This is a genomic window from Ensifer sp. NPDC090286, from assembly GCF_044769565.1.
Lineage (GTDB): Bacteria > Pseudomonadota > Alphaproteobacteria > Rhizobiales > Rhizobiaceae > Ensifer.
Map to the genome: position 1 here is coordinate 406,445 of NZ_JBIVYF010000007.1, position 22,213 is coordinate 428,657.

At 63.0% G+C, this 22,213-nt stretch carries 24 protein-coding genes; 8 read left to right on the forward strand and 16 right to left on the reverse strand.

Features of this window, described 5'->3' with window-relative positions:
* Positions 1-2: 2 nt before the first annotated feature.
* From ACIQUG_RS30770 to chvI, 9 genes are all read right to left on the reverse strand, one after another.
* Positions 3-734, reverse strand: a complete 732-nt coding sequence (locus tag ACIQUG_RS30770) for a nucleotidyltransferase family protein (RefSeq protein ID WP_402326025.1) — start codon at positions 732-734, stop codon at positions 3-5.
* Between the two features lie 10 nt (positions 735-744).
* Positions 745-2,256: a tRNA (adenosine(37)-N6)-threonylcarbamoyltransferase complex ATPase subunit type 1 TsaE gene (gene tsaE / locus ACIQUG_RS30775; protein WP_402326027.1), complete on the reverse strand. Its 1,512-nt coding sequence runs from the start codon at positions 2,254-2,256 to the stop codon at positions 745-747.
* The gene (locus tag ACIQUG_RS30780) at positions 2,256-4,736 is read right to left on the reverse strand and encodes an ATP-binding protein (RefSeq protein WP_402326028.1); all 2,481 of its coding nucleotides are present in this window, start codon (positions 4,734-4,736) and stop codon (positions 2,256-2,258) included. The genes tsaE and ACIQUG_RS30780 overlap by 1 nt, the downstream gene beginning before the upstream one ends.
* 306 nt (positions 4,737-5,042) lie before the next feature.
* Complete coding sequence (gene ahcY / locus ACIQUG_RS30785) at positions 5,043-6,443, reverse strand: adenosylhomocysteinase (protein ID WP_034801698.1); 1,401 nt, start codon at positions 6,441-6,443, stop codon at positions 5,043-5,045.
* Between the two features lie 167 nt (positions 6,444-6,610).
* Positions 6,611-6,901 carry an HPr family phosphocarrier protein gene (locus ACIQUG_RS30790; protein WP_402326030.1) on the reverse strand — a complete coding sequence of 97 codons (291 nt, stop codon included), beginning with the start codon at positions 6,899-6,901 and terminating at the stop codon, positions 6,611-6,613.
* Positions 6,901-7,302, reverse strand: a complete 402-nt coding sequence (locus ACIQUG_RS30795) for a PTS sugar transporter subunit IIA (RefSeq protein WP_034801684.1) — start codon at positions 7,300-7,302, stop codon at positions 6,901-6,903. The genes ACIQUG_RS30790 and ACIQUG_RS30795 overlap by 1 nt, the downstream gene beginning before the upstream one ends.
* Positions 7,303-7,458: 156 nt before the next feature.
* Positions 7,459-7,917 carry an HPr kinase/phosphorylase gene (locus tag ACIQUG_RS30800; protein WP_402326032.1) on the reverse strand — a complete coding sequence of 153 codons (459 nt, stop codon included), beginning with the start codon at positions 7,915-7,917 and terminating at the stop codon, positions 7,459-7,461.
* Positions 7,914-9,647, reverse strand: a complete 1,734-nt coding sequence (locus ACIQUG_RS30805) for a sensor histidine kinase (protein ID WP_246765060.1) — start codon at positions 9,645-9,647, stop codon at positions 7,914-7,916. The genes ACIQUG_RS30800 and ACIQUG_RS30805 overlap by 4 nt, the downstream gene beginning before the upstream one ends.
* Positions 9,648-9,886: 239 nt before the next feature.
* Positions 9,887-10,612: a two-component system response regulator ChvI gene (gene chvI, locus ACIQUG_RS30810; RefSeq protein ID WP_043626797.1), complete on the reverse strand. Its 726-nt coding sequence runs from the start codon at positions 10,610-10,612 to the stop codon at positions 9,887-9,889.
* A 323-nt stretch (positions 10,613-10,935) separates the two neighbouring features.
* On the opposite strand from chvI, the gene ACIQUG_RS30815 reads away from it, so the two are divergent.
* From ACIQUG_RS30815 to ACIQUG_RS30835, 5 genes are all read left to right on the forward strand, one after another.
* Positions 10,936-12,546 carry a phosphoenolpyruvate carboxykinase gene (locus tag ACIQUG_RS30815; RefSeq protein WP_402326033.1) on the forward strand — a complete coding sequence of 537 codons (1,611 nt, stop codon included), beginning with the start codon at positions 10,936-10,938 and terminating at the stop codon, positions 12,544-12,546.
* 203 nt (positions 12,547-12,749) lie between these two features.
* Positions 12,750-13,184 carry an alternative ribosome rescue aminoacyl-tRNA hydrolase ArfB gene (gene arfB / locus ACIQUG_RS30820; RefSeq protein ID WP_192451515.1) on the forward strand — a complete coding sequence of 145 codons (435 nt, stop codon included), beginning with the start codon at positions 12,750-12,752 and terminating at the stop codon, positions 13,182-13,184.
* Positions 13,185-13,262: 78 nt separating this feature from the next.
* Positions 13,263-13,736, forward strand: a complete 474-nt coding sequence (gene lysM / locus ACIQUG_RS30825; RefSeq protein WP_043616146.1) for a peptidoglycan-binding protein LysM — start codon at positions 13,263-13,265, stop codon at positions 13,734-13,736.
* Positions 13,737-13,738: 2 nt separating this feature from the next.
* Complete coding sequence (locus tag ACIQUG_RS30830; RefSeq protein WP_402326036.1) at positions 13,739-14,176, forward strand: hypothetical protein; 438 nt, start codon at positions 13,739-13,741, stop codon at positions 14,174-14,176.
* 10 nt (positions 14,177-14,186) lie between these two features.
* Entirely contained in the window at positions 14,187-14,798 is a 612-nt protein-coding gene (locus ACIQUG_RS30835; protein WP_402326038.1) for an alpha-ketoglutarate-dependent dioxygenase AlkB, read from the forward strand.
* A 15-nt stretch (positions 14,799-14,813) separates the two neighbouring features.
* On the opposite strand, the gene coaA is transcribed toward ACIQUG_RS30835, so the two are convergent.
* The 7 genes from coaA to hisB are packed head-to-tail and all read right to left on the reverse strand — an operon-like array spanning position 14,814 to position 19,441.
* A complete protein-coding gene (coaA, locus tag ACIQUG_RS30840; protein ID WP_402326039.1) occupies positions 14,814-15,806 on the reverse strand; it encodes a type I pantothenate kinase in 993 nt (330 codons plus the stop codon).
* Entirely contained in the window at positions 15,803-16,126 is a 324-nt protein-coding gene (locus ACIQUG_RS30845; protein WP_192451519.1) for a phosphoribosyl-ATP diphosphatase, read from the reverse strand. The genes coaA and ACIQUG_RS30845 overlap by 4 nt, the downstream gene beginning before the upstream one ends.
* 15 nt (positions 16,127-16,141) lie before the next feature.
* Positions 16,142-16,918 carry an imidazole glycerol phosphate synthase subunit HisF gene (hisF, locus tag ACIQUG_RS30850; protein ID WP_192451520.1) on the reverse strand — a complete coding sequence of 259 codons (777 nt, stop codon included), beginning with the start codon at positions 16,916-16,918 and terminating at the stop codon, positions 16,142-16,144.
* 3 nt (positions 16,919-16,921) lie between these two features.
* Positions 16,922-17,659, reverse strand: coding sequence for a 1-(5-phosphoribosyl)-5-[(5-phosphoribosylamino)methylideneamino]imidazole-4-carboxamide isomerase (hisA, locus tag ACIQUG_RS30855; protein ID WP_192451521.1), 738 nt, complete (start codon positions 17,657-17,659; stop codon positions 16,922-16,924).
* Between the two features lie 28 nt (positions 17,660-17,687).
* Positions 17,688-18,338, reverse strand: coding sequence for an imidazole glycerol phosphate synthase subunit HisH (hisH, locus tag ACIQUG_RS30860; protein WP_060608913.1), 651 nt, complete (start codon positions 18,336-18,338; stop codon positions 17,688-17,690).
* Positions 18,338-18,808 carry a DUF2628 domain-containing protein gene (locus tag ACIQUG_RS30865; RefSeq protein WP_402326041.1) on the reverse strand — a complete coding sequence of 157 codons (471 nt, stop codon included), beginning with the start codon at positions 18,806-18,808 and terminating at the stop codon, positions 18,338-18,340. Before ACIQUG_RS30865 ends, hisH begins: the two co-directional genes overlap by 1 nt.
* Positions 18,809-18,832: 24 nt before the next feature.
* Positions 18,833-19,441, reverse strand: coding sequence for an imidazoleglycerol-phosphate dehydratase HisB (hisB, locus tag ACIQUG_RS30870; protein WP_402326042.1), 609 nt, complete (start codon positions 19,439-19,441; stop codon positions 18,833-18,835).
* 227 nt (positions 19,442-19,668) lie between these two features.
* Between hisB and hslV the strand changes: the two genes are divergently transcribed.
* Genes hslV through hslU form a run of 3 tightly spaced genes read left to right on the forward strand, consistent with a single transcriptional unit; the run spans position 19,669 to position 22,041 of the window.
* On the forward strand, positions 19,669-20,226 hold the full coding sequence (gene hslV / locus ACIQUG_RS30875; protein WP_051659613.1) for an ATP-dependent protease subunit HslV: 558 nt from the start codon (positions 19,669-19,671) through the stop codon (positions 20,224-20,226).
* Positions 20,216-20,740: a GNAT family N-acetyltransferase gene (locus ACIQUG_RS30880; RefSeq protein ID WP_402326043.1), complete on the forward strand. Its 525-nt coding sequence runs from the start codon at positions 20,216-20,218 to the stop codon at positions 20,738-20,740. Before hslV ends, ACIQUG_RS30880 begins: the two co-directional genes overlap by 11 nt.
* Positions 20,737-22,041: an ATP-dependent protease ATPase subunit HslU gene (gene hslU / locus ACIQUG_RS30885; protein WP_402326044.1), complete on the forward strand. Its 1,305-nt coding sequence runs from the start codon at positions 20,737-20,739 to the stop codon at positions 22,039-22,041. The genes ACIQUG_RS30880 and hslU overlap by 4 nt, the downstream gene beginning before the upstream one ends.
* Positions 22,042-22,213: the final 172 nt, after the last annotated feature.

The window sequence follows — 22,213 nt, forward strand, 5'->3', positions numbered from 1 at the left end:
GCTCATCCCTCCGGCTGGTGGCGGCGGATCGCCGCCTCCGCTTCGCCGATCGCCTCGGGCGTTCCGACTGTCATCCAGTGACCGTCGAGCAGCAGGCCGTAAAGACGGCCCTCTTCGGCGGCGCGATCGAAATAGATGTTGAGATTGAAGGCGTCGTCGGGCGCGTCGGCAAAGAGCCGGGAATGCAGCGCGATTGCACCGGCATAGACGACCGGGTTCGGCAGGCCTTCGGCGTAACGCGCGAGCTTGCCGTCGTCACCCAGCGAGAAATCCCGCTTGCCGTTGTGTCCGGTCGTATCCTCGTCGCGCACGCACAGGAGCAGCATATCCATGCGCTCCGCGTCGAAGGCGGCGGAGAGGCGCACCAGGTTGCTCGGCTTGCCCTTGGGCTCGCCGACCCAGAAGAGATCGGCATTCATCACCAGAACCGGACCTTCCGGCAGCAGTTTCAGCCCCTTGGCGAGACCGCCGCCGGAATTCATCAGGGCCTGGCGCTCGTCCGAAATCACGATCTCCGGGGCACTGCGTCGGCTGAGATGGCCTTCCATCTGGTCGGCGAAGTGGTGAACGTTGACCACCGCCGTGCTGACGCCGGCCTCGACCAGGAGGTCCAGGACGTAGTCGATCATCGGCTTGCCGGCGATCTCGACGAGCGGCTTCGGCATCGTGTTGGTGATCGGACGAAGACGGGTGCCGAGGCCCGCGGCGAGCACCATCGCATTGCTGATCGACATTGATTCTCTGTCAGTTCGCTGATTCGGAAACGAGGATTCCGGTCTTCATACACCAGTCGTGCAAGGGTTTCAGCGATTCATGTGAAAGCGCCGCCTTAAGATAGGCGAAAGTGCGCGGCATGTGTTTCATGTAGCCGGGCTTGCCGTCGCGCTGCATCAGCCGCACCCAGATGCCGACGAGCTTGCAGTTGCGCTGTGCCGACATCAGGTGCCAGTCGCGCAGGAACGTTGCCTCGTCGAAGCTGCCGCTGGCGCGCCGTTCGGCGAGATAGGTCTCCATCATCCGGCCTGCGAGCGAAGGCGCGATGGTGACGCGGGCATCCTGCACCAGGGACGCGACATCATAGGCGGTCGGGCCGATCATTGCGTCTTGGAAGTCGATGAGACCGATCCGGTCCAGGCCTTCGCGGTCGTCCCGCCAGATGATGTTCGGCGAGTGGAAGTCGCGCAGCAGCAGATTGGTTTCGGAGGTCCGCAGAAGGTCGATCAGGCCACCCCAGATTTCGCCGTATTCGCGTTTTTCGTCGTCGCTTGCCGCTTCGCCGCGTTTCCAGGGGAGATACCAGTCGGTCAGGAGCCGCGTCTCGATCTTCATCGCCGTCCGGTCGAAATCCGGAATGCGGTGGATCACAGTCGGCTCGACGCTGATCTCGGCCTCGGACCGTTCCGCGTGCAGGCGGGCAAGCAGCCGTGCGCTCTCGATGTAGCGTTCGTCGATCGGTTCTCCGTTCGCATCGAGAACGCCTCCCGAGCCGAGGTCCTCGATCAGGAGGATGCCCTCATCGAGATTGCGGGCGTAGATTTCAGGCGCCGCAAAGCCGCGGGCAATGAGCATCTGGTCGACGGCGACGAAGGGAACGACATCCTCGGCGATGTGCGCCAGTTGCTGATAGTACTTGCCGTCCTGAAGGATCGGGCCCGGCTTGTGCCGCGGCGAATCCATCAGAATCCGGCTAACGGAACCATCCGCCGGGTAAATGCGCTCATAGGCTCGGATCGAGGCGTCGCCACTCAGGTGCCGGCGCCGCGCTTTCGAATGTCCGTTCGTATCGAGAAACGCGCGGATCGCCAGCGTCCGGGCGATGCGCTGTAGCGTGGCATCAGGTGCCGAAATTTCGACGCGCCGTCCGTCCTTCTCGTGGGTGATGGCAAGCGTGATGCGGCTTGAGGGCAGGGCGTCGTCCGCCCGTTCCGGCCACTCAACCAGGCAGATGCCCTGCGACAGGGCTTCATCGAAGCCGAGTTCGTCGAGTTCGCTGGAATCGGCCAGCCGGTAAAGGTCAAAATGCGCGACGGGTATGCGCAGGTCGTAGCTCTGGACTAGGGTGAAGGTCGGGCTCGGCACTTCCAGGCCGTCGTCATCGGCGACGGCTCTGAGAAACGCGCGTGCCAAAGTGGATTTGCCGGCGCCGAGATCGCCCGAAAGGGCGACGCAGTCGCCAGGCTTCAGGGCGAGCGCCAGGTCTTCACCAAGCTCGATCGTTGCCGCCTCGTCCGCAAGATGGCGTTCGATCGCCGGCATTATTCGGCCGCGACGGTGGAGGGCACGTCGGCCGAGGGAATGCGGCAGGTTACTTCCGTGCCTTCGCCTTCCTTGCTGCGGATCGCGACAGTGCCGTGATGCAGGCTGACGAAGCTCTCGACGATTGAAAGCCCGAGCCCGGCGCCGCCGCGTTGGCCATGGCTTTCGAAGCGGTTGAAGACGGTGTCGAGCACGTCCTGCGGAATGCCGGGGCCGCTGTCGGAGACCGAGAAGATGAAGTCGCTGCCCTCGCGGCGGCAGGCCAGTTCGATGACGCTGCCATCGGGCGCGAAGTTCGCGGCATTGGTGAGCAGTTTGACGAAGATCTGCTTCAGGCGCTGCTGATCGGCGACCATCCGGCCGAGATTGTCGGGTGCTGCGATCCTCAGCGTGACGCCACTCTCGATCAGCCGGTCGGCCATCTGATGGGCGATGTCGTCGAGGAAGTCCGTCAGGCTGATGTCGGCGAGGTCGAGCTGGACGATACCGGCATCGACGGTCGCAAGATCGAGGATGTCGTTGACAATCGTCAGAAGCAGCGACGAGGACGTGGCGATGTGCTCGACATATTCGGCCTGGCGCTCGTTGAGGTCGCCGAAGGCAGGCGTCTTCAAGAGATCGGCGAAACCGATGATGTTGGTGAGCGGCGAGCGCAGCTCATAGGATACATGGTGCACGAAGTCGTTCTTCAGCGCGTCGGCCTTGCGCAGCGCCTCGTTCTTTTCGGTGAGCGCGCGCTCGACCCTGACGCTATCGGTGATGTTGACGAAGGTCAGCATTGTCTGGGCGTTCGGCAGCGGGATGACGGCGTAGTCGAGGATCAGCCCGGTGCGGAGTTCGAGAATGCCGCGGCTCGAGGGCCGTTCGTCGTCGAAGCTGGTGATGATGTGCGTGAAGCGCTTCCAGCCGTCCGGCTGGTCGTAGGAGAGTAGGCAGGCCTGTTCGATCGCCCGGATATGGGTGCCGGGTTTCGCTTCCGCCTCGCTGATACCCCAGATCGCGCGAAACGCTGGGTTCGACAGGCGGATGCGGCCGTCCGGACCGAACACGGCCACGCCTTCGGCCAGATGATCGATGGTTTCGCCCTGGACCTGGACGAGGGTGTTGTAGCGCGTTTCGAGATCAACCTTCTCGGTCAGGTTCTCGAACACCCAGGTAACGCCACCCTGCGGACGGGCGGTTGCAAAGACCCGCAGCGTCTGACCGTTCGGCAGGTGCCAGAGGTCGCTCTGCGTGTCGAGCGCCTGGTAGACCGACAGCGCGTTCGCCTTCCACTGTTTCCAGTTGAGCTGTTCCGGCAATTGGCCGCCGGCGCGCAGCCGGTCGAGCACTTCGCCGTTGTCCGGCTTGCGCTCGAGGAAGCCGATATCGAGGTTCCACAGGCGCTGGAAGGCCTGGTTGTAGAACTGCAGACGCTGGTTGCCGTCGAAGATCGCGACGGGCGTCGCCAGATGGTCGAGCGTTTCCGCATGGCTCTTGAGCGTGCGGTTGAGCTCTTCACGCACGGCCTCGATGCCCGAGATATCGACTGCGATACCGGCCGAACCAGCAGCGCTGCGGGCGTCGACGACGTCGAAGAAGGTGCGATTGCCGCGCACGACGGTCGAGACCTTGTCGTGGAAAGGCGTATCGAAGGTCGAGACCGACCGGATCTTTTCACGCGCGACGGTCGCAAGCAGTTCGCGCTTCTCCGCGACGGCGGTGGTGACATCGGGCGCCTCGACGGCGTCGGCATAGGCTTCGTTGACCCAGACGAGCGCGCCGTCGGTGCCGCGCTGCCAGACGGGCAGGTCGATCGCGTCGAGGAGCGTATGGAAGGAGCGAAGCGCGGCATTGAGCCGATCGTGTTCGAGCTTCAGTTCGGCGAGCTCCGCCCGCATGTTGTTGAGCGCGATGAAGCGCACGAAGGCGCGGCCGCCGGAAACGCGTCCCTGAGCCTCCAGCACTTCGTTGCGCTGTGTTTCAATGACGAGATCGAAGCTGCGGGCCTGGGTGCGCAGCGCCTCGATCGATTTTTCCAGCTCGCCGGCGGACTGCGCTTTGACCCAGCGGCCGAAGGCCAGGAAGTCGCGATCGTCGGAAGGCGCGCCGGTTTCCGCTGGCAGCTGGCCGAGCAGTTCGGCGCGTTCAAGCAGTCCGTCCCAGATGACGATCCGGCGGTTCTTGTCGGCGACCAGCGCCTGGTAGCGCGAGAGGCGCTGGTTGGCGTCGGAAAGGTCGGACCTAAGCTCGCGGTTTTCCGCCTCGATGTTGCCGCGCTGGCGGATCAGCCAGATCGCCGAGATCATCGCGGCGGAAATGACGCCGATCAGCACGGAAAAGGTGACGACCTCCGACGAGCCGAAGATGCCGGCCTTTTGCGGGACAACCTGGGCCAGTGCGTCCGTGGCGGTGAAAAGCGTGGTGCCGGCCAAAAGGCGGCGCAGGAATTTCGGACCCTTGCGGCGGATGGCCGGAAAATCTGTCTGGTCTTTGTTCATGGCGCTGCCATCCCCGTCTGTCCGAAGGGTGCTGCCGGCCTTGCTGCGCCTTGCACAGTTCCACCGGGGCCCTGTTCAAGGGTCCGCGTCAGTTCCGCTTGCATCCCCGGTCTGTCTCCGTCTGTTTGCCGCTAATTCGACAAGACATCCCATCCGCGATGCCCAAGGTCCGCACCGGCATCACGAATCAATGGGTTAGAGCATACTTCCTAGTCGAATCGTCGGGAAGGGAGAGGCCCAAAAAAGCGGCCGCGCTCTCTTGTCAAGAACGCGGCCACAAGATGTTGTGGATTGCCCGGGTAACGATTAGTACCGGTAGTGCTCAGCCTTGAACGGGCCCTGGGTCTTCACGCCGATGTAGTCGGCCTGCTCTTCGGAAAGTTCCGAGAGCTTGGCGCCGAGCTTCTTCAGGTGCAGGCGAGCGACCTTCTCGTCGAGCGCCTTCGGCAGGACATAGACTTCGTTCTTGTACTTCTCACCCTTGGTGAAGAGCTCGATCTGAGCCAGGACCTGGTTGGAGAACGAGGCCGACATCACGAAGGACGGGTGACCGGTGGCGTTGCCGAGGTTGAGCAGGCGACCTTCCGACAGAAGGATCATGCGGTTGCCCTTCGGGAACTCGATCATGTCGACCTGCGGCTTGATGTTCGTCCACTTGAGGTTACGCAGAGCCGAGACCTGGATCTCGTTGTCGAAGTGGCCGATGTTGCCGACGATCGCCATGTCCTTCATCTCGCGCATGTGGTCCATGCGGATGACGTCCTTGTTGCCGGTCGTCGTGATGAAGATGTCGGCCGAAGAAACGACGTCTTCGAGCTGAACGACTTCGAAACCGTCCATGGCAGCCTGGAGCGCGCAGATCGGGTCGATTTCTGTGACCTTGACGCGGGCGCCGGCGCCCGAGAGCGAGGCAGCCGAACCCTTGCCGACGTCGCCGTAACCGCAGACAACGGCGACCTTGCCGGCCATCATCACGTCGGTGCCGCGACGGATACCGTCAACCAGCGATTCCTTGCAGCCGTACTTGTTGTCGAACTTCGACTTGGTAACGCTGTCGTTGACGTTGATCGCCGGGAACGGCAGCAGGCCCTTGGCCTGGAGCTGATACAGACGGTTGACGCCGGTGGTGGTTTCTTCGGTCACGCCCTTGATCGCGTCGCGCTGCTTGGTGAACCAGCCCGGCGAAGCGGCAAGGCGCTTCTTGATCTGTGCGACGAGGATTTCTTCTTCTTCCGAACCCGGGTTCGAAAGCACGTCCTCGCCGGCTTCGGCGCGGGCGCCGAGCAGGATGTACATGGTGGCGTCGCCACCATCGTCGAGGATCATGTTGGAAACGCCGCCGTCGGCCCACTGGAAGATCTTGTCCGTGTAGGTCCAGTATTCTTCGAGCGTCTCACCCTTGACGGCGAAGACCGGAACGCCGCTGGCGGCGATTGCGGCTGCGGCGTGATCCTGGGTCGAGAAGATGTTGCAGGAGGCCCAGCGCACGTCGGCGCCCAGCGCAACCAGCGTCTCGATGAGGACGGCGGTCTGGATGGTCATGTGCAGCGAGCCGGTGATGCGCGCGCCCTTCAGCGGCTTCGAAGCGCCAAACTCTTCGCGGCAGGCCATCAGGCCCGGCATTTCCGTTTCGGCGATCGCAATTTCCTTGCGTCCGAAATCGGCGAGTCCGATGTCGGCGACAATGTAGTCCTGAGTGGTGGTCATGGAGTTCTCCGGGCTGATCTCTTCAAGCCGCGCGGCCTTGGGCCATCGCCGCGGCGCGATTATGCCTCCCACGCCTATACGACGCGGTGAGAGTGCGACCGATCTATCAGGATTCAGGGTGAAGAGCAACCGTGATATAAAGAAGTCTTTATATCTTTATATTGCTGTCAGATTTCTTCGCCGAACTTGTCGGCGACCAGCGCGTCGAGCGCATTCAGCGCCTCTTCGGCCTGCACGCCGCTGGCCGTCACGCAAACGCTGCAGCCGGTGCTGGCGGCCAGCATCATCAGCCCCATGATCGAGGTTCCGCCAACGGTCATGCCGTCCTTCGAAACGGTGATCTCGGCGTCATAGGCCTCGACCGTCTGCACGAACTTTGCTGACGCCCGCGCATGCAGGCCTCGCTTGTTGATGATCAGCAGTTCGCGCGTCAGCGACATGTCGGGGCGGTGATCCATTACTTTCCACTCAGGACGCGGCTGGCGACGTTGATGTACTTCCGTCCGGCTTCCGAGGCCTCGACCAGTGCCTTGTCCATGTCGCTCTCGCCGCGCACGCCGGCGAGCTTGATCAGCATCGGCAGGTTGACGCCGGCGATCACTTCGACCGTGCCGCTGCGCATTACCGAGATGGCGAGGTTGGAAGGGGTCCCGCCGAACATGTCGGTGAGAATGATCACGCCGTTGCCTTCGTCGACATTGGTGACCGCGTCGAGGATATCCTGCCGACGCTGGTCCATGTCGTCCTCGGGGCCGATGCAGACGGTCTCTATAGCTTTTTGCGGACCGACAACATGCTCAAGCGCATGTCGAAATTCCTCAGCCAGCTTGCCATGGGTGACAAGCACAAGTCCGATCATGGGTATCTTCGCTCCAACTGCACACGCAATTCACTGATGGCCAGATATCGCAATGCAGCAATTTCGTCCACCTGTTGGGGAGGGCATCTTGGCAAGGAAAAGGGGAAGTGCAAGCCAAAAATGCCGAAAAACCGGTCGCGCTGACGGTAAATCGGGCTAGAAACCTATTTTTTCAGCGATGAGCGCCTGCAAAATATTGAGAACCTGTGCGCCATCTTCAACGGGAACGCGAACAATCGGCAATGCTCGCCCGAGTGGCAGGGGCAATGTCTCATCATCAGGCGGTAGGCGCGGGTCGAATGGGGCGCTGATGGGTAGCAAGGCCCAGTCCATCACGGCGCTGGGCACGGTTTCGATCGTGCCGATCCCGGCGCCGCGGATTTCGATAAGGCCGTGAATGGAGGGCGGGCAGCGCGCCACGATCCGGTCGTGTTCGAGCGTAAGATCCACTCGGTCATCGGCGACCAGCGCTGCAAAATGTCCGGCCTGCCGGGCGGCCGTGATGCAGGCGAGCGCCAGTCTGGATTTGCCGGAGCCGGACGGCCCGGTGATCAGGAAGCCGCGCGTCCCGAGCACGATCGCAGTGCCGTGGACATTGGCGCGGGCTGTTGTCACGCGTGCGGCTCGGCGGGAAGGGACAGGATGAAGCGGGCGCCGGCGATACGGCCATCCGGTCCGGCGATGTTTTCGGCCTTGAGCGTGCCGCCATGGGCTTCGGCGATCTGCCTGGAGATCGACAGCCCGAGGCCGGAATTCTGGCCAAAGTCCTCGCCTTCCGGACGGTCGGTATAGAAGCGCTCGAAAATGCGGTCGATGTCTTCGGCCTGGATGCCGGGACCATTGTCCTCGATATAGACGAGGCAGCGTGAGCGCGAGCGCGTCAGGCGCACGACGATCCGCCCGCCGTCCTCGGGCACGAAGGACCGGGCGTTTTCGATCAGGTTGGTAATGATCTGGCCGATGCGCAGGTCGTAGCCGCTGACGGCAAAGCGCGCCTTGGGGCTGTCCTTGCGGTCGATGACGAAGTCGAGCAGCACCGACTTCTTCTTGCTGCGGACCTGGCGCGAGATATCGACGAGGTCGCCGAGAAGTTTTTCCAGATCGATCGTCTTGGCGTCGCTGCGGGCAAGTTCCGCGTCGAGACGCGAGGCGTCGGAGATATCGCTGATCAGGCGGTCGAGGCGCCGGACGTCGTGCTGGATGACATCCATTAGCCGCTTCTTCGATTCGTCGGTGCGCGCCAAAGGCAGCGTCTCGACGGCGCTGCGCAACGAGGTGAGGGGATTTTTCAGCTCGTGGCTGACGTCGGCGGCAAAGTTCTCGATCGCGGCGATCCGGTCGTAGAGCGCAGTCGTCATCTCACGCAGCGCGACCGAAAGGTTGCCGATCTCGTCCTGGCGCGAGGAGAAGTCGGGAATTTCCTCGCGCTCCTTGGCGCCGCCGCGGCGCACGCGCACGGCGGCTGCAGCCAGGCGCCGCAGCGGATTGGCGATCGTCGACGACAGAAGCAGCGACAGGATGATGTTGACGAGGGCCGCGACGCCGAAGACGCGGATGATGGCGAGACGCTCAGCCTGGACGATCTTGTCGATGTCGCCGGCCTGGGTCGAAAGCAGGAGCACGCCGAGAACGGCGCGGAAGCGCTGAACAGGCACCGCCACGGAAACGATGAGCTCGCCCTTCTCGGTAACGCGTTCGACATAGCCGCGCACGCCCGTCAGCGCATTGGTGACCTCGGGATAGATCGAGCCGTTGCCACCCGGCGGTTCCTTGTAGAGCGGCAGGTTGCCCGGCTGCAAAAGCTTGTTCAGCCAGCTGTTGAGCTTTTCGCCGATGCCCGTCGATTCCGGCTCGATCGGCGGCAGGTCGAAGCGCAGCACCTGGCCGCCGCTATAGAGATGGCGCGAATCGAGCAGCAGGTCGGCGTCCGCATCGAACAGGCGGGCGCGGGTGCGCGTCGGCGAGATCAGGCGCCTTAGAACTGGCGCGACGCGTTCCTGGATGATCGGGAAGTCGAGGTCCTCGTCGCTCGGCAGCGGCGTGATGCTCTGGCCGGCCTGCAGTTCCAGCAGCTTTTCGGGATCGATGGTGATCGAATTGGTATCGACGGAAGCGGAGGCCGAGATCGCGCCGGCGATGATTTCGCCCTGGGTCAAAAGGCTTTCGACGCGCGCATCGATCAGCCCCTCGCGGAACTGGTTGAGGTACATGATGCCGCCGACCAGAACGACGAGCGCTACCAGGTTGAAGAAGACGATACGGCGGGTGAGGCTCGAGAAGACGGCATTGCCGAAGAGACGACGAATGAGCGTGAAGGGATGCGCCCAGCGGCGCTGGCCCTTCAGTGCCTGGGCACGCCCGTCATTGTCTTCAATGTCGCCCTGCAAGACTTCTACCAAATGTCCCGCTCCCGCGCGGACTGTCCTTCATAATCGTTCGATGGCGGCGGCGCTGCCGGCCGGTTGCGCCGCCTTCCATGGTTTTGATCCGAAGAGGGCGGAGATCGTGTCGAGCCTCACAGGAGGCCGTCACCATCGCGCCGCTTCAAATGCGCCACTCTGGGCGCAATGGCAAGCCCCGTGGCTCAGGCACTCTCCCGGAAACGATAGCCGACACCGTAAAGCGTCTCGATCATGTCGAAGTCGTTGTCGACCATCTTGAACTTCTTGCGCAGCCGCTTGATGTGGCTGTCGATGGTGCGGTCGTCGACATAGACCTGTTCGTCATAGGCCGCGTCCATCAGTGCGTCGCGGCTCTTTACCACGCCCGGGCGCTGCGCCAGCGAATGAAGAATGAGGAATTCCGTCACCGTCAGCGTCACCGGCTCGCTCTTCCAGGTGCAGGTGTGGCGCTCCTGGTCCATCACCAGCTGCCCACGCTCGAGCGAGCGCGACGGCGCGTCGGTTGCCTTGACGGTATTGTTCGTGTTGGCCGCCGCGGCTTCGCGGTTGGCGGCGCGGCGCAGGATCGCCTTGACGCGTTCGACCAGCAGGCGCTGCGAGAACGGCTTGGTGATGAAGTCGTCGGCGCCCATCTTCAGGCCGAAAAGTTCGTCGATCTCTTCATCCTTGGAAGTGAGAAAGATCACCGGCAGGTCCGACTTCTGCCTCAGGCGGCGCAGCAATTCCATGCCGTCCATGCGCGGCATCTTGATGTCGAAGATCGCAAGCTGCGGCGGCCGGGCGAGCAGACCTTCGAGCGCGGAAGCGCCGTCGGTATAGGTCTCGACCTTGTAGCCCTCCGCCTCCAGGGCGATGGATACGGACGTCAGAATATTCCGGTCATCATCGACAAGCGCGATGGTCTGCATCGTGTTCAACTCCGTCTTTTGAGGTGCCGGTCCCGTCCCCGAAACTCCGGCATTCGCGAGTCACGGGTGCGTTAGTGAGTATAAAGGTGGAACAAATTGTGGCGAAGCCCAAAAAGCACCTGTCGTAACGATAGGATAGGTCCCGTCAGATCGGTGTTCGGGATGTCGATTTCAACCGATTAAAAAAACGATAATTTTCTTTAAATCGATTAATATACTGAAATCATTATTCTTTTTTTGACGTCGCCTTGTTTTTGAGCGAGCATGCAAGTAAGGTCCGGCGAAATTCAACGCCAATGGCCAAACACGAAGGAAGCTTGACCATGGAGCAACTCGGCACTCGCAATCTCGCGAACGGCTTGGAAAAACTCGGCTTTATCGACCTGGAAACGGTTCGGTACAACCTCGAAGCCGCAGAGCTTTATGAGGAAGCTCTTCGCCGCGGCGAGGCCGAACTGACGGCACACGGTGCGCTCGTTGCCCGCACCGGCCAGCACACCGGTCGCTCGCCGAAGGATAAGTTCGTCGTTCGCGATGCGAACACCGACGACCAGATCTGGTGGGACAACAACAAACCAATGTCGCCGGAGCATTTCGCTCTGCTGCGCAAGGACATGCTCGAGCATGCCAAGGGCATGTCGCTCTACGTGCAGGACCTGGTTGGCGGCGCCGACGCCGACAACGCGCTGCCGACGCGCGTCGTGACCGAGTACGCTTGGCATTCGCTGTTCATCCGCAACCTGCTGATTCGTCCGGCCCGCGAAGCGCTCGGCGCCTTCCTGCCGAAGCTGACGATCATCGATCTGCCGAGCTTCAAGGCTGATCCGGAGCGCTACGGCTGCCGCACCGAGACGGTCATCGCCTGCGATTTCACCAACGGCCTGATCCTCATCGGCGGCACCTCCTATGCCGGCGAGATGAAGAAGTCGGTCTTCACCGTCCTCAACTACCTGCTGCCGAAGAAGGGCGTCATGCCGATGCACTGCTCGGCAAACGTCGGCCCGGCCGGCGACACCGCGATCTTCTTCGGCCTTTCCGGCACCGGCAAGACGACGCTTTCGGCCGATCCGACCCGCACGCTGATCGGCGACGACGAGCACGGCTGGGGCGAGCAGGGCGTCTTCAACTTCGAGGGCGGTTGCTACGCCAAGGCGATCCGCCTGTCGGAAGCGGCCGAGCCGGAAATCTACGCCACGACCCGCCGCTTCGGCACGGTCATGGAAAACGTCGTGCTCGACGAGCGCCGCGTGCCTGATTTCGACGACGGTTCGCTGACGGAAAATACCCGTTGCGCCTATCCGCTCGACTTCATCCCGAACGCCAGCGACACCGGCACCGCACCGCAGCCGCGCACCATCATCATGCTGACGGCCGACGCCTTCGGCGTGATGCCGCCGATCGCCAAGCTGACGCCGGAACAGGCGATGTACCACTTTCTGTCCGGCTACACCGCCAAGGTCGCCGGCACCGAAAAGGGCGTCACCGAGCCGGAAGCTACCTTCTCGACCTGCTTCGGCGCGCCGTTCATGCCGCGTCACCCGTCGGAATACGGCAACCTCTTGAAGGACCTGATCGCCAAGAACGGCGTCACCTGCTGGCTGGTCAACACCGGCTGGACCGGCGGCGCCTACGGCACCGGCAGCCGCATGCCGATCAAGGTGACGCGCGCTCTGCTCGCGGCCGCCCTTGACGGCTCGCTGAACGCTTCGGAACTGCGCACCGACGCCAACTTCGGCTTTGCCGTTCCGGTCTCGGTTCCGGGCGTCGACGACGGCATCCTCGACCCGCGCTCGACCTGGGCCGACGGTGCAGCCTATGACGCACAGGCCCGCCGCCTCGTCGACATGTTCATCACGAACTTCGCCAAGTTCGAGAGCCATGTGGACGGCAGCGTCCGCGACGCTGCTCCGGGCACCAAGATCGCCGCCGAATAAACATTGTCGGCTATGATTCACGTGAAACCCGGTCCTTGTGGCCGGGTTTTTCGCGTTTGTGCCTGCTGTATTTCCCCTCGAAAGCCCTTCGATTAAAGGGGAGCCAAAGTGCTGTGGCGACCTTTGCGCGTCCGATGGGCCGCGCGGCGCCGCAGTGTTTTCAACGGGTTCGCTCTGTGCCATAGATCGGGCCGAGGTGAACCATGGCCAGCGACCCGCTCTACATAAACGACAATATCGTGATTGCCGGCTGGGAGCTGACGGAGCAGTTCGTGCTGGCCGGCGGCCCGGGCGGGCAGAACGTCAACAAGGTGTCGACCGCCGTCCAGCTCTTCTTCAACGTCCAGGCGTCTCCGGCGCTTTCCGACCGTATCAAGGCCAATGCCCTGAAGATCGCCGGCAAGCGCGCCTCGAAAGAGGGCGTGCTGATGATCGAGGCGAGCCGCTTTCGCAGCCAGGAGCGCAACCGCGAGGATGCGCGCGAGCGGCTGAAGGAGTTGATCCTCAAAGCCGCCGAGCCCCCACCGCCGCCGCGCAAGAAGACCAGGCCAACGCGCGGCTCCGTCGAGCGGCGTCTCAAGGAGAAGTCCGGGCGCGGGGAGATCAAGAAGCTCAGGGGCCGGCCTGGAGGCGATTGATTCTTTTTGCGGCTCCCTTGCCTTTTGGCGGGCAGCGCCCTCTCTTATCGAGCAGTGTTTTCGCAAAAGGAGATATTCATGGGTCTTTTCAGCTTTATCAAGAACGCCGGCAAGAAGCTTGGCATCGGCGGCGACGACGATGCTCCGGATGCCGAAAGCGTTCAGAAGGAACTTGCATCCCACGATCTCGGCACGAAGGACGTGCAGGTGGAAGTGGCCGGTGACAAGGTCGTGCTGAAGGGTGTCGTGAAGGACCAGAGCGTCTTCGAAAAGGCGGTCGTCGCCGTCGGCAACACGCTCGGCGTGTCCGCGGTCGAGGCCTCCGAACTCAAGGTCGCCGATGCCGGCGCAGCACCTGCTCCGGCAAAAGCGCCCGTCTTCTATACGGTCAAGAAAGGCGACAACCTCTGGAAGATCGCCGAGGCGCAGTACGGCAAGGGCAAGGGCGCCAAGCACACGGTGATCTTCGAAGCCAACAAGCCGATGCTGACCCATCCGGACAAGATCTATCCCGGCCAGGTTCTGCGCATTCCGGATCTGGATGCGGCCTGAGCGTGTCCTTTAGGCGGTCTCTTGCAATTGCCGCGCTGGCGAGCCTCTGGCTTGCCGGCGTTTCTCTGGCGCAGCCCTTTCGTGAACCCGCCAAGGGCAGCACGGAGCGTGCCGCCATCCTCGACGCGATCCGTCCCGCGGTAGAGGCGGAGATGCGCGGTCCGGTCGAATTCGTCGTCACCGCCATGCGTGCCGCGCCCAACTGGGCCTTCATGCAGGTCGAGCCGCAGCGTCCCGGTGGCGGATCCATCGACCTGTCGCAAACCGGGTTGCGTGACGAGGCCGACATGATGGATGGTCTGACGGTGTTCGCACTCGTCAGCTTCCAGAATGGCCGCTGGAACCTGGTCGATCACGTTGTCGGGCCGACGGATGTTGCCTATGCCGGCTGGCCGCTGCGCTATGGCGTTCCGGCTGCACTTCTCGGCCTGGAGCAATAGGGGCTTTCAAATGCAGGTGCTCCCGAAAGGGATCAGACATATTCCGGGCTATCTCGATCGCGCCCGACAGGAACAACTGGTCGAGGCGATAAGGTCCGTCGTTGCCGAAGCGCCGCTGTTCGTCCCGGAAATGCCGAAGACCGGCAAACCCATGTCGGTCCGCATGACCAATTGCGGTGCGCTTGGCTGGGTGACCGACCGCGATCGCGGCTATCGTTACCAGGCTCAACATCCGCTGACCGGCCGTCCCTGGCCGGCGATTCCGGATGTGCTGATCGATATCTGGCAGGCGGTTTCCGCCAGCAACAAGACCCCGGAAGCCTGTCTGGTGAACTTCTACTCCGAGGAGGCCCGCATGGGGCTGCACCAGGACCGCGACGAACGCGATCTGGAAACGGCCGTGGTGTCGATCTCGCTCGGCGACAGCTGCCTGTTTCGCGTCGGCGGCAATACGCGCGGCGGCCAGACCATGTCTTTCCGGCTGGAAAGCGGCGATGTCGTGGTGCTGGGTGGGGAAGGGCGGCTCGCCTTCCATGGCGTCGACCGCATCTATCCGAGCACGTCGACGCTGCTGAAGAATGGCGGGCGGGTCAACCTGACGCTCCGCCGCGTCAATCCCTAATGATGCGCTGAAAGCTCAGAGCTTCCTGAGCGCCACCTTTTCCGTCAGGTGGTTCGGGCCCTTCTGCAGGATCAGGTCGGCGCGCGGGCGCGTCGGCAGGATGTTCTGGTGCAGGTTCTTCAGGTTGATGTTGTGCCAGAGCCCTTCGGCAATGGCACGGGCCGCATCCTCGCTGATGGTCGCGTAGCGGTGGAAGTAGGATTCCGGGTTCTTGAAGGCGGTTTCGCGCAGCCGCATGAAGCGGTTGACGTACCAGCTGTGGATCAGGCTTTCCTCGGCGTCGATATAGATCGAGAAATCGAAGAAATCCGACACCATCGGCACGATCTTGCCGTCGGCCGGCAGGTTGCGCGACTGCAGAACGTTGATGCCTTCGAAGATCAGGATATCCGGCCGGTCGATGACCGTGTACTGGTCGGGCAGCACGTCATAGGTCAGGTGCGAGTAGCTTGGCGCCTTGACGTTCGGCTGGCCCGCCTTGATCGCCGACAGGAAGCGTAGAAGCGCGCCGACGTCGTAGCTCTCCGGAAAGCCCTTGCGGTCCATCATGTTTTCGCGCTGGAGCACGGCGTTCGGATAGAGGAAGCCGTCTGTCGTCACCAAGTCGACCTTCGGGCTCGACGGCCAACGCGCCAGAAGCTGTGCCAGGATACGGGCCGTGGTCGACTTGCCGACGGCGACCGATCCGGCAATGCCGATGACGAAGGGGGTCTTCGTCTCGGACATGCTGAGGAAGCGCTTGCGCTGCTCAAAGAGCATCTGCGACGATTCCACATGGGTCGAAAGCAGGCGTGACAGCGACAGGTAGATCTGCCGCACTTCGCCGAGATCGACCGGGTCGTTCAGCGAGCGCAGGCGCTGCACCTCGTCGGCCGTCAGCGTCATCGGCGTGTCGGCACGGAAGCGCGACCACTCCTCGGCGGTAAAGAAGTGATAGGGCGAAGTGTCCCGCTTCTGCAGATTGTCCGGCAGGTCGGCCGCTTCGATGTCTTTCGCCGCTATCGTCATGGGGTCTGCCGATTTGCCTTTTCCTGCAGGCCGGATTGGTTGGTCCGCCGCTGAAGTTCGTTGAGCACATCCTGCAACGGAACGTCGGCGATCTTCAATACGACCATCAGATGATAGATGAGATCGGCGCTTTCGGCGACGAGATTCGCGCGGTCGTTGCTGATCGCGGCGATCACCGTCTCGACCGCTTCCTCGCCGAGTTTCTTGGCTGCCTTCGGCTGGCCGCCGGCGACCAGCTTTGCCGTCCAGGATTGGTCCGGGGCCGCCTGCGCGCGTGTTGCGACGATGGCCTCGAGGTCGGAAAGAGTGAAATCTGCCATGGAAGATCCTGAAGCTCAGTCGAGGCGCATGGCGATGCCATGCTCGGCCATATAGCGCTTGGTTTCGCCAATGCTATAGGTGCCGAAATGGAAGATGGAGGCGGCGAGAACGGCGGTTGCGTGACCGTCCCTGATGCCGGCGACCATGTGGTCGAGCGTGCCGACGCCGCCGGACGCAATCACTGGCGCGCGCACCGCATCGGCAACGGCGCGGGTCAGCGCGATGTCGTAGCCGCTCTTGGTGCCGTCGCGATCCATCGAGGTCAGGAGGATCTCACCGGCGCCGAGATCGACCACCCGGCGGGCAAAATCGATCGCGTCGATGCCGGTCGGCTGGCGTCCGCCGTGGGTAAAGATCTCCCAGCGATCGGCTTCGCCGTCCGCCGAGACCTTCTTGGCGTCGATCGCAACGACGATGCACTGGTTGCCGAACTTGTCTGCCGCTTCTGCGACGAATTCCGGGTTCTTCACCGCGGCCGTGTTGATCGACACCTTGTCGGCGCCGGCCAGAAGCAGCTTGCGGATATCAGAAACCTGGCGCACGCCGCCGCCGACGGTCAGCGGCATGAAGCATTGTTCGGCGGTGCGGGCGATGACGTCGAAGATCGTCTCGCGATTGTCCGAGGACGCAGTGATGTCGAGGAAGCAGAGTTCGTCGGCGCCGGCGGCGTCATAGGCGCGGGCCGCCTCCACCGGGTCGCCGGCGTCGATCAGGTCGACGAAGTTGACACCCTTGACGACACGGCCGTCCTTGACGTCGAGGCAGGGGATAACGCGGGCTTTCAGCGTCATGGTTCAAGCCTTTCTCGCGGCGCGGATCAGATCCAGCGCCTCCTGCGGGTCGATACGGCCGTCGTAGAGCGCGCGGCCGGAGATGGCGCCCTCGAGCTTGCGTGCATCCGGCTCGACCATACGCCTGATATCGTCCATCGAGGCGAGGCCACCAGACGCGATGACAGGAATGGAAACCGCGTCCGCCAGTTCCAGCGTCGAGGCCCAGTTGATGCCGGTCAGGATGCCGTCGCGGTCGATGTCGGTATAGATGATCGCCGAAACGCCAGCGCCCTCGAACTTTTTGGCAAGCTCGATCACGCCGAGTTCGGATGCCTCGGCCCAGCCTTCGACGGCGACCTTGCCGCCCTTGGCGTCGATGCCGACGGCGACCTTGCCCGGGAACTTGGCGCAGGCTTCGATGACGAGCGCCGGATCACGAACGGCGACGGTGCCGAGGATGACGCGGGCAAGCCCGCGCGACAGCCAGTTTTCGATATGGTCGAGTGTGCGGATGCCGCCGCCAAGCTGCACCGGGTTCTTGGTCGCCTTGAGAATGGCGTCGACGGCGGCACCGTTGACCGTCTCGCCGGCAAAGGCGCCGTTCAAGTCGACGACGTGCAGCCATTCGAAGCCCTGGTCTTCGAAGGCAAGGGCCTGGGCCGCCGGGTCGGGGTTGTAAACCGTCGCCTGGTCCATGTCGCCGAGCTTCAGGCGCACGCATTGCCCGTCTTTCAGGTCGATCGCGGGAAAAAGGATCATGGGTCTGTCCAATCAGTCGTGCGAAAGCTCAGGGCTTCCAGCGCAGGAAATTCGAGATGAGGGCGAGGCCGAGCGCCTGGCTCTTTTCCGGGTGGAACTGTGAGCCCGCCTTGTTGCCGTTGGCGACGAAGGCCGTGACCGGTCCGCCATAGTCGGCCTCGGCGACCACGTCGGCCGCGTTCTCGGCGGCCAGATGGTACGAATGCACAAAATAGGCATGCAGACCGGCTTCGCCAACACGGATGCCGTCAAACAGTGGATGCTCGCGTTTGAGCTTCAGCGTGTTCCAGCCGATCTGCGGGATCTTCAACGTCGTGTCGGCGGGCGTCATTTCGACGACATCGCCGGGGATCCAGCCGAAACCATGGGTGATGGTCTTCTCAAGCCCGCGCGACGACATCAGCTGCATGCCGACGCAGATGCCGAGGAACGGCCGGCCAGCCTGTTCGACCGCCTCCGTCAACGCTTGCTCCATGCCGTCGACGGCGGCAAGGCCGCGGCGGCAATCGGCATACGCGCCGACGCCCGGAAGCACGATGCGGTCGGCGCTCGCCACCCGCTCCGGCTTGTCGGTAAGGTCGATCTCGGCTGCAATGCCGGCTTCGCGGGCGGCCCGTTCAAAGGCCTTGGTGGCCGAGCGCAGGTTGCCCGAGCCGTAATCGATGATGGCGACGCGCATCAGCGTTCTCCGTAGGAATCAAAAAGGCCGAGACCAGGGCCGCCACTTGAGGGCTTGCGCACGGTCCAGTCGGCCGGGGAAGGGGCGGCGGGCTTGGTTTCGTTCGAAGCCAGGCGCGTGAAATAGATCTCTTCGGCCGCTTCGAGATTGGGCGCCGGCACGATGGAGCGTAGCGTCCAGTCACGGGCCGTCAGGCTGCGCGCCACCAGAACAGGTCCTTCGAGCGCCACCACCAGCCGAAGCGCGAGGTGCGCCAGGAGAGACGGCAAGAAGCCGCTCTCGTGGTTCGACAGGAATATTAACGAGATCTGCAGAACAGCAACTGCGATGCCGATTGCCCATTGGCGCTTGGCGAGAAGCCAGAGCGCCGGGAAAAGGAAGGCCCACCAGGAAAAGCCGTCGGCGACGAAGCGCGCCCGCTCGTCGTTGGCGCGCGCACCCGGCGGGGTGAGGATCATGTAAGAAGCCATGAGTCAAAGCCAGTGACTGGCCGCTTAGGCAAGGGTCCCCTTGGTCGAGGGAACGCGGCCGGCCTGGCGCGGGTCGATTTCTGTTGCGGTGCGGAGCACGCGGGCGACGGACTTGAAGCAGGTCTCGGCGATATGATGGTTGTTGGCGCCGTAGATGTTCTGGATATGCAGCGTGATCCCGGCGTGCTGGGCGAGCGCCTGGAAGAATTCGCGCACGAGTTCCGTGTCGAAGGTGCCGATCTTCGGCGAGCTGAAGGTCACGTTCCAGACGAGGAACGGCCGGCCGGAAACGTCCACAGCCGCGCGCGTCATCGTCTCGTCCATGGCAAGGTCGAGCGAAGCGTAGCGGGTGATGCCGCGCCGGTCGCCGAGCGCCTTGGCAATCGCCTGGCCGATGGCAATGCCGGTGTCCTCGACCGTATGGTGATCGTCGACATGCAGGTCGCCGTCCGTCTTGATCTCCATGTCGATCAGCGAATGTCGGGCGAGCTGGTCCAGCATATGGTCGAAGAAACCGACGCCGGTCGAAATCTTGGAGATTCCGGTGCCGTCGATGTTGACCGATACGGATACCGCGGTTTCGTTGGTCTTTCGCGAAACCTCTGCGGTGCGGCTGGACGTGGCTTCTGCCATCGGGCTCTCCTGTATACGCTGACGCGGCTCCTTATCAGGCAAAAGCTGAAATATCCAGAACTTGAACGGTCGATTCGAATCATCCGGTGCCGGCCGCCGAACGAAGATTGCGCCGGCGGCCTGTTGCCATTTGCAAACCTGTCTGCCGTACTTACATAGGCCTCAAGCAACCAGGCTCGTGTCACGAGCCGCAATGCCCCGCGTATCAGGGGCCCACGGGTAATTTCATGAGCGAACACAATCCCTACGGAACGATGCATGCGACGACCATCATCACGGTACGCAAGGATGGCAAGGTGGTGATGGCTGGCGACGGCCAGGTGAGCCTCGGCCAGACCGTGATGAAGAGCAACGCGCGCAAGGTGCGGCGGCTTGCCAAGGGCGACGTGATTGCCGGTTTTGCCGGCGCCACCGCCGATGCCTTCACGTTGCTGGAACGGCTCGAAGCCAAGCTCGAGCAGTATCCCGACCAGCTGATGCGCGCTGCCGTCGAGCTCGCCAAGGACTGGCGCACCAACAAGTATCTGCGCAATCTCGAAGCGATGATGCTGGTCGCCGACAAGTCGATCACGCTGGCGATCACCGGCAATGGCGACGTTCTCGAACCCGAGCACGGCACGATCGCCATCGGATCGGGCGGCAACTACGCCTTTGCCGCGGCCCGCGCCCTGATGGATAGCGACAAGTCGGCCGAAGACATCGCCCGCCGGGCGCTGCAGATCGCCGGCGACATTTGCGTCTACACCAACCACAATATCGTCGTGGAGACACTGGATGCCCAATGAGCCCGCGCATGTCAGTTTCGTGCCGGTGGTCGATGACGATCTGCCGATGCTGCATGCCTGGCTGAGTGAACCGCATGTGCGGCAATGGTGGGGCGACCCGGACAAGGAAGTGGCGCTGATCCGCGAAGGCTGTGAGACGGGCGAAGTGGAAGGCTTCATCTTCCACGTGGCCGGCAAGCCGGCGGGCTACATCCAGTCCTGGGTGCCGGCCCAATACCCGGACGACGAGCCCTGGGCGAAGGACATGCCGGCCGATGTGCCCGGCATCGATATCTTCATCGGCCCGGCGGAACTGACGGGCAGGGGCGTCGCCTCGCTCGCGGTCCGGGCCTTTGCCGGGCGGCTCTTTGCCGCCGGCGCCCCCCGCGTCGTGATCGACCCCGACGCCGGCAACCGAAGGGCTGTCAGCGCCTACACCAAGGCCGGCTTCGTGCCTTACGCAGAATGGATTGATACGTCCGGCCGCACCCTCCTGATGGAGCTGACGCGGACCGAGTTTGAGAGGACTACATGAGTACGTTTTCACCCAGGGAAATCGTGTCGGAACTCGACCGTTTCATCATCGGCCAGAACGACGCCAAGCGCGCCGTGGCGATCGCGCTTCGCAACCGCTGGCGCCGCCAGCAGCTCGGCGACGAGCTGCGCGACGAGGTGATGCCGAAGAACATCCTGATGATCGGACCGACCGGTGTCGGCAAGACCGAGATCTCCAGGCGTCTTGCCAAGCTCGCCGGCGCGCCCTTCGTCAAGGTTGAGGCGACCAAGTTCACCGAGGTCGGCTATGTCGGCCGCGACGTCGAGCAGATCATCCGTGACCTCGTCGAGGTGGGCATCGGTCTCGTACGCGAAAAGCGCCGCGTCGAAGTCAAGGCCAAGGCGCACCAGAACGCCGAGGAGCGCGTGCTCGATGCGTTGGTCGGCGCCACCGCATCGCCGGCAACGCGCGACAGTTTCCGGAAGAAGCTGCGGGCCAACGAGCTCGACGACAAGGAAATCGAGATCGACATCGCCGAGACCGGTGCGCCGGGCGGTTTCGAAATCCCCGGCATGCCGGGCGCCAATATCGGCGTGCTTAACCTTTCGGAAATGTTCGGCAAGGCGATGGGCGGCCGCACCAAGAAGGTCAAGACGACGGTCAAGGCCTCCTACGGCATACTGATCGACGACGAATCCGACAAGCTGCTCGACAACGAGCAGATCCAGCGCGAAGCCATGAAGGCGGTAGAAGACGACGGCATCGTCTTCCTCGACGAGATCGACAAGATAGCCTCGCGAGAGGGCGGCATGGGTGCCGGCGTATCGCGCGAAGGCGTGCAGCGCGACCTGCTGCCGTTGGTCGAAGGCACCACCGTTGCGACGAAGTATGGGCCGGTCAAGACAGACCACATCCTCTTCATCGCGTCGGGCGCCTTCCACGTGTCGAAGCCCTCGGATCTTCTGCCGGAATTGCAGGGCCGCCTGCCGATCCGCGTCGAGCTGCGGGCGCTGACGAAGGAAGACTTCCGCCGCATTCTCACGGAAACCGAGGCGAGCCTGATCCGCCAGTACAAGGCGCTGCTGGAAACGGAAGAGGTCAAGCTCGATTTCACCGACGATGCGATCGACGCGCTCGCCGAGGTCGCAGTGCACCTGAACACCAGTGTCGAGAACATCGGCGCCCGCCGACTGCAGACGGTGATGGAGCGCGTGCTGGACGAGATTTCGTTCAACGCGCCCGATAGCGCCGGCAAGGCGGTGACGATCGATGCCGAATATGTGCGCAAGCATGTCGGCGATCTCGCCGCCAACACCGATCTGTCGCGCTACATCCTGTGACAAATCGGCCGTAGCGGCTGGGCAAACGCCCGCAACCCTGAATACGCAGGCCGCCTGTCTCTCGACAGGCGGCCGCATTTTTTCTAACACGGATGCGGTTACCGATCGTGGTCCGGGCATTTTTCCGACATGATCTTGGCGTAGGAGCGCCCCGCCGACCGAGGCAGCCTCC

What these genes read in the sequence shown, in the direction of transcription:
- ACIQUG_RS30770 (WP_402326025.1), bottom strand. Translation starts at nt 734, where the DNA reads ATGTCGATCAGCAATGCGATGGTGCTCGCCGCGGGCCTCGGCACCCGT.
- tsaE (WP_402326027.1), bottom strand. Translation starts at nt 2,256, where the DNA reads ATGCCGGCGATCGAACGCCATCTTGCGGACGAGGCGGCAACGATCGAG.
- ACIQUG_RS30780 (WP_402326028.1), bottom strand. Translation starts at nt 4,736, where the DNA reads ATGAACAAAGACCAGACAGATTTTCCGGCCATCCGCCGCAAGGGTCCG.
- ahcY (WP_034801698.1), bottom strand. Translation starts at nt 6,443, where the DNA reads ATGACCACCACTCAGGACTACATTGTCGCCGACATCGGACTCGCCGAT.
- ACIQUG_RS30790 (WP_402326030.1), bottom strand. Translation starts at nt 6,901, where the DNA reads ATGGATCACCGCCCCGACATGTCGCTGACGCGCGAACTGCTGATCATC.
- ACIQUG_RS30795 (WP_034801684.1), bottom strand. Translation starts at nt 7,302, where the DNA reads ATGATCGGACTTGTGCTTGTCACCCATGGCAAGCTGGCTGAGGAATTT.
- chvI (WP_043626797.1), bottom strand. Translation starts at nt 10,612, where the DNA reads ATGCAGACCATCGCGCTTGTCGATGATGACCGGAATATTCTGACGTCC.
- ACIQUG_RS30815 (WP_402326033.1), top strand. Translation starts at nt 10,936, where the DNA reads ATGGAGCAACTCGGCACTCGCAATCTCGCGAACGGCTTGGAAAAACTC.
- arfB (WP_192451515.1), top strand. Translation starts at nt 12,750, where the DNA reads ATGGCCAGCGACCCGCTCTACATAAACGACAATATCGTGATTGCCGGC.
- lysM (WP_043616146.1), top strand. Translation starts at nt 13,263, where the DNA reads ATGGGTCTTTTCAGCTTTATCAAGAACGCCGGCAAGAAGCTTGGCATC.
- ACIQUG_RS30835 (WP_402326038.1), top strand. Translation starts at nt 14,187, where the DNA reads ATGCAGGTGCTCCCGAAAGGGATCAGACATATTCCGGGCTATCTCGAT.
- coaA (WP_402326039.1), bottom strand. Translation starts at nt 15,806, where the DNA reads ATGACGATAGCGGCGAAAGACATCGAAGCGGCCGACCTGCCGGACAAT.
- ACIQUG_RS30845 (WP_192451519.1), bottom strand. Translation starts at nt 16,126, where the DNA reads ATGGCAGATTTCACTCTTTCCGACCTCGAGGCCATCGTCGCAACACGC.
- hisF (WP_192451520.1), bottom strand. Translation starts at nt 16,918, where the DNA reads ATGACGCTGAAAGCCCGCGTTATCCCCTGCCTCGACGTCAAGGACGGC.
- hisA (WP_192451521.1), bottom strand. Translation starts at nt 17,659, where the DNA reads ATGATCCTTTTTCCCGCGATCGACCTGAAAGACGGGCAATGCGTGCGC.
- hisH (WP_060608913.1), bottom strand. Translation starts at nt 18,338, where the DNA reads ATGCGCGTCGCCATCATCGATTACGGCTCGGGCAACCTGCGCTCGGCC.
- ACIQUG_RS30865 (WP_402326041.1), bottom strand. Translation starts at nt 18,808, where the DNA reads ATGGCTTCTTACATGATCCTCACCCCGCCGGGTGCGCGCGCCAACGAC.
- hisB (WP_402326042.1), bottom strand. Translation starts at nt 19,441, where the DNA reads ATGGCAGAAGCCACGTCCAGCCGCACCGCAGAGGTTTCGCGAAAGACC.
- hslV (WP_051659613.1), top strand. Translation starts at nt 19,669, where the DNA reads ATGAGCGAACACAATCCCTACGGAACGATGCATGCGACGACCATCATC.
- ACIQUG_RS30880 (WP_402326043.1), top strand. Translation starts at nt 20,216, where the DNA reads ATGCCCAATGAGCCCGCGCATGTCAGTTTCGTGCCGGTGGTCGATGAC.
- hslU (WP_402326044.1), top strand. Translation starts at nt 20,737, where the DNA reads ATGAGTACGTTTTCACCCAGGGAAATCGTGTCGGAACTCGACCGTTTC.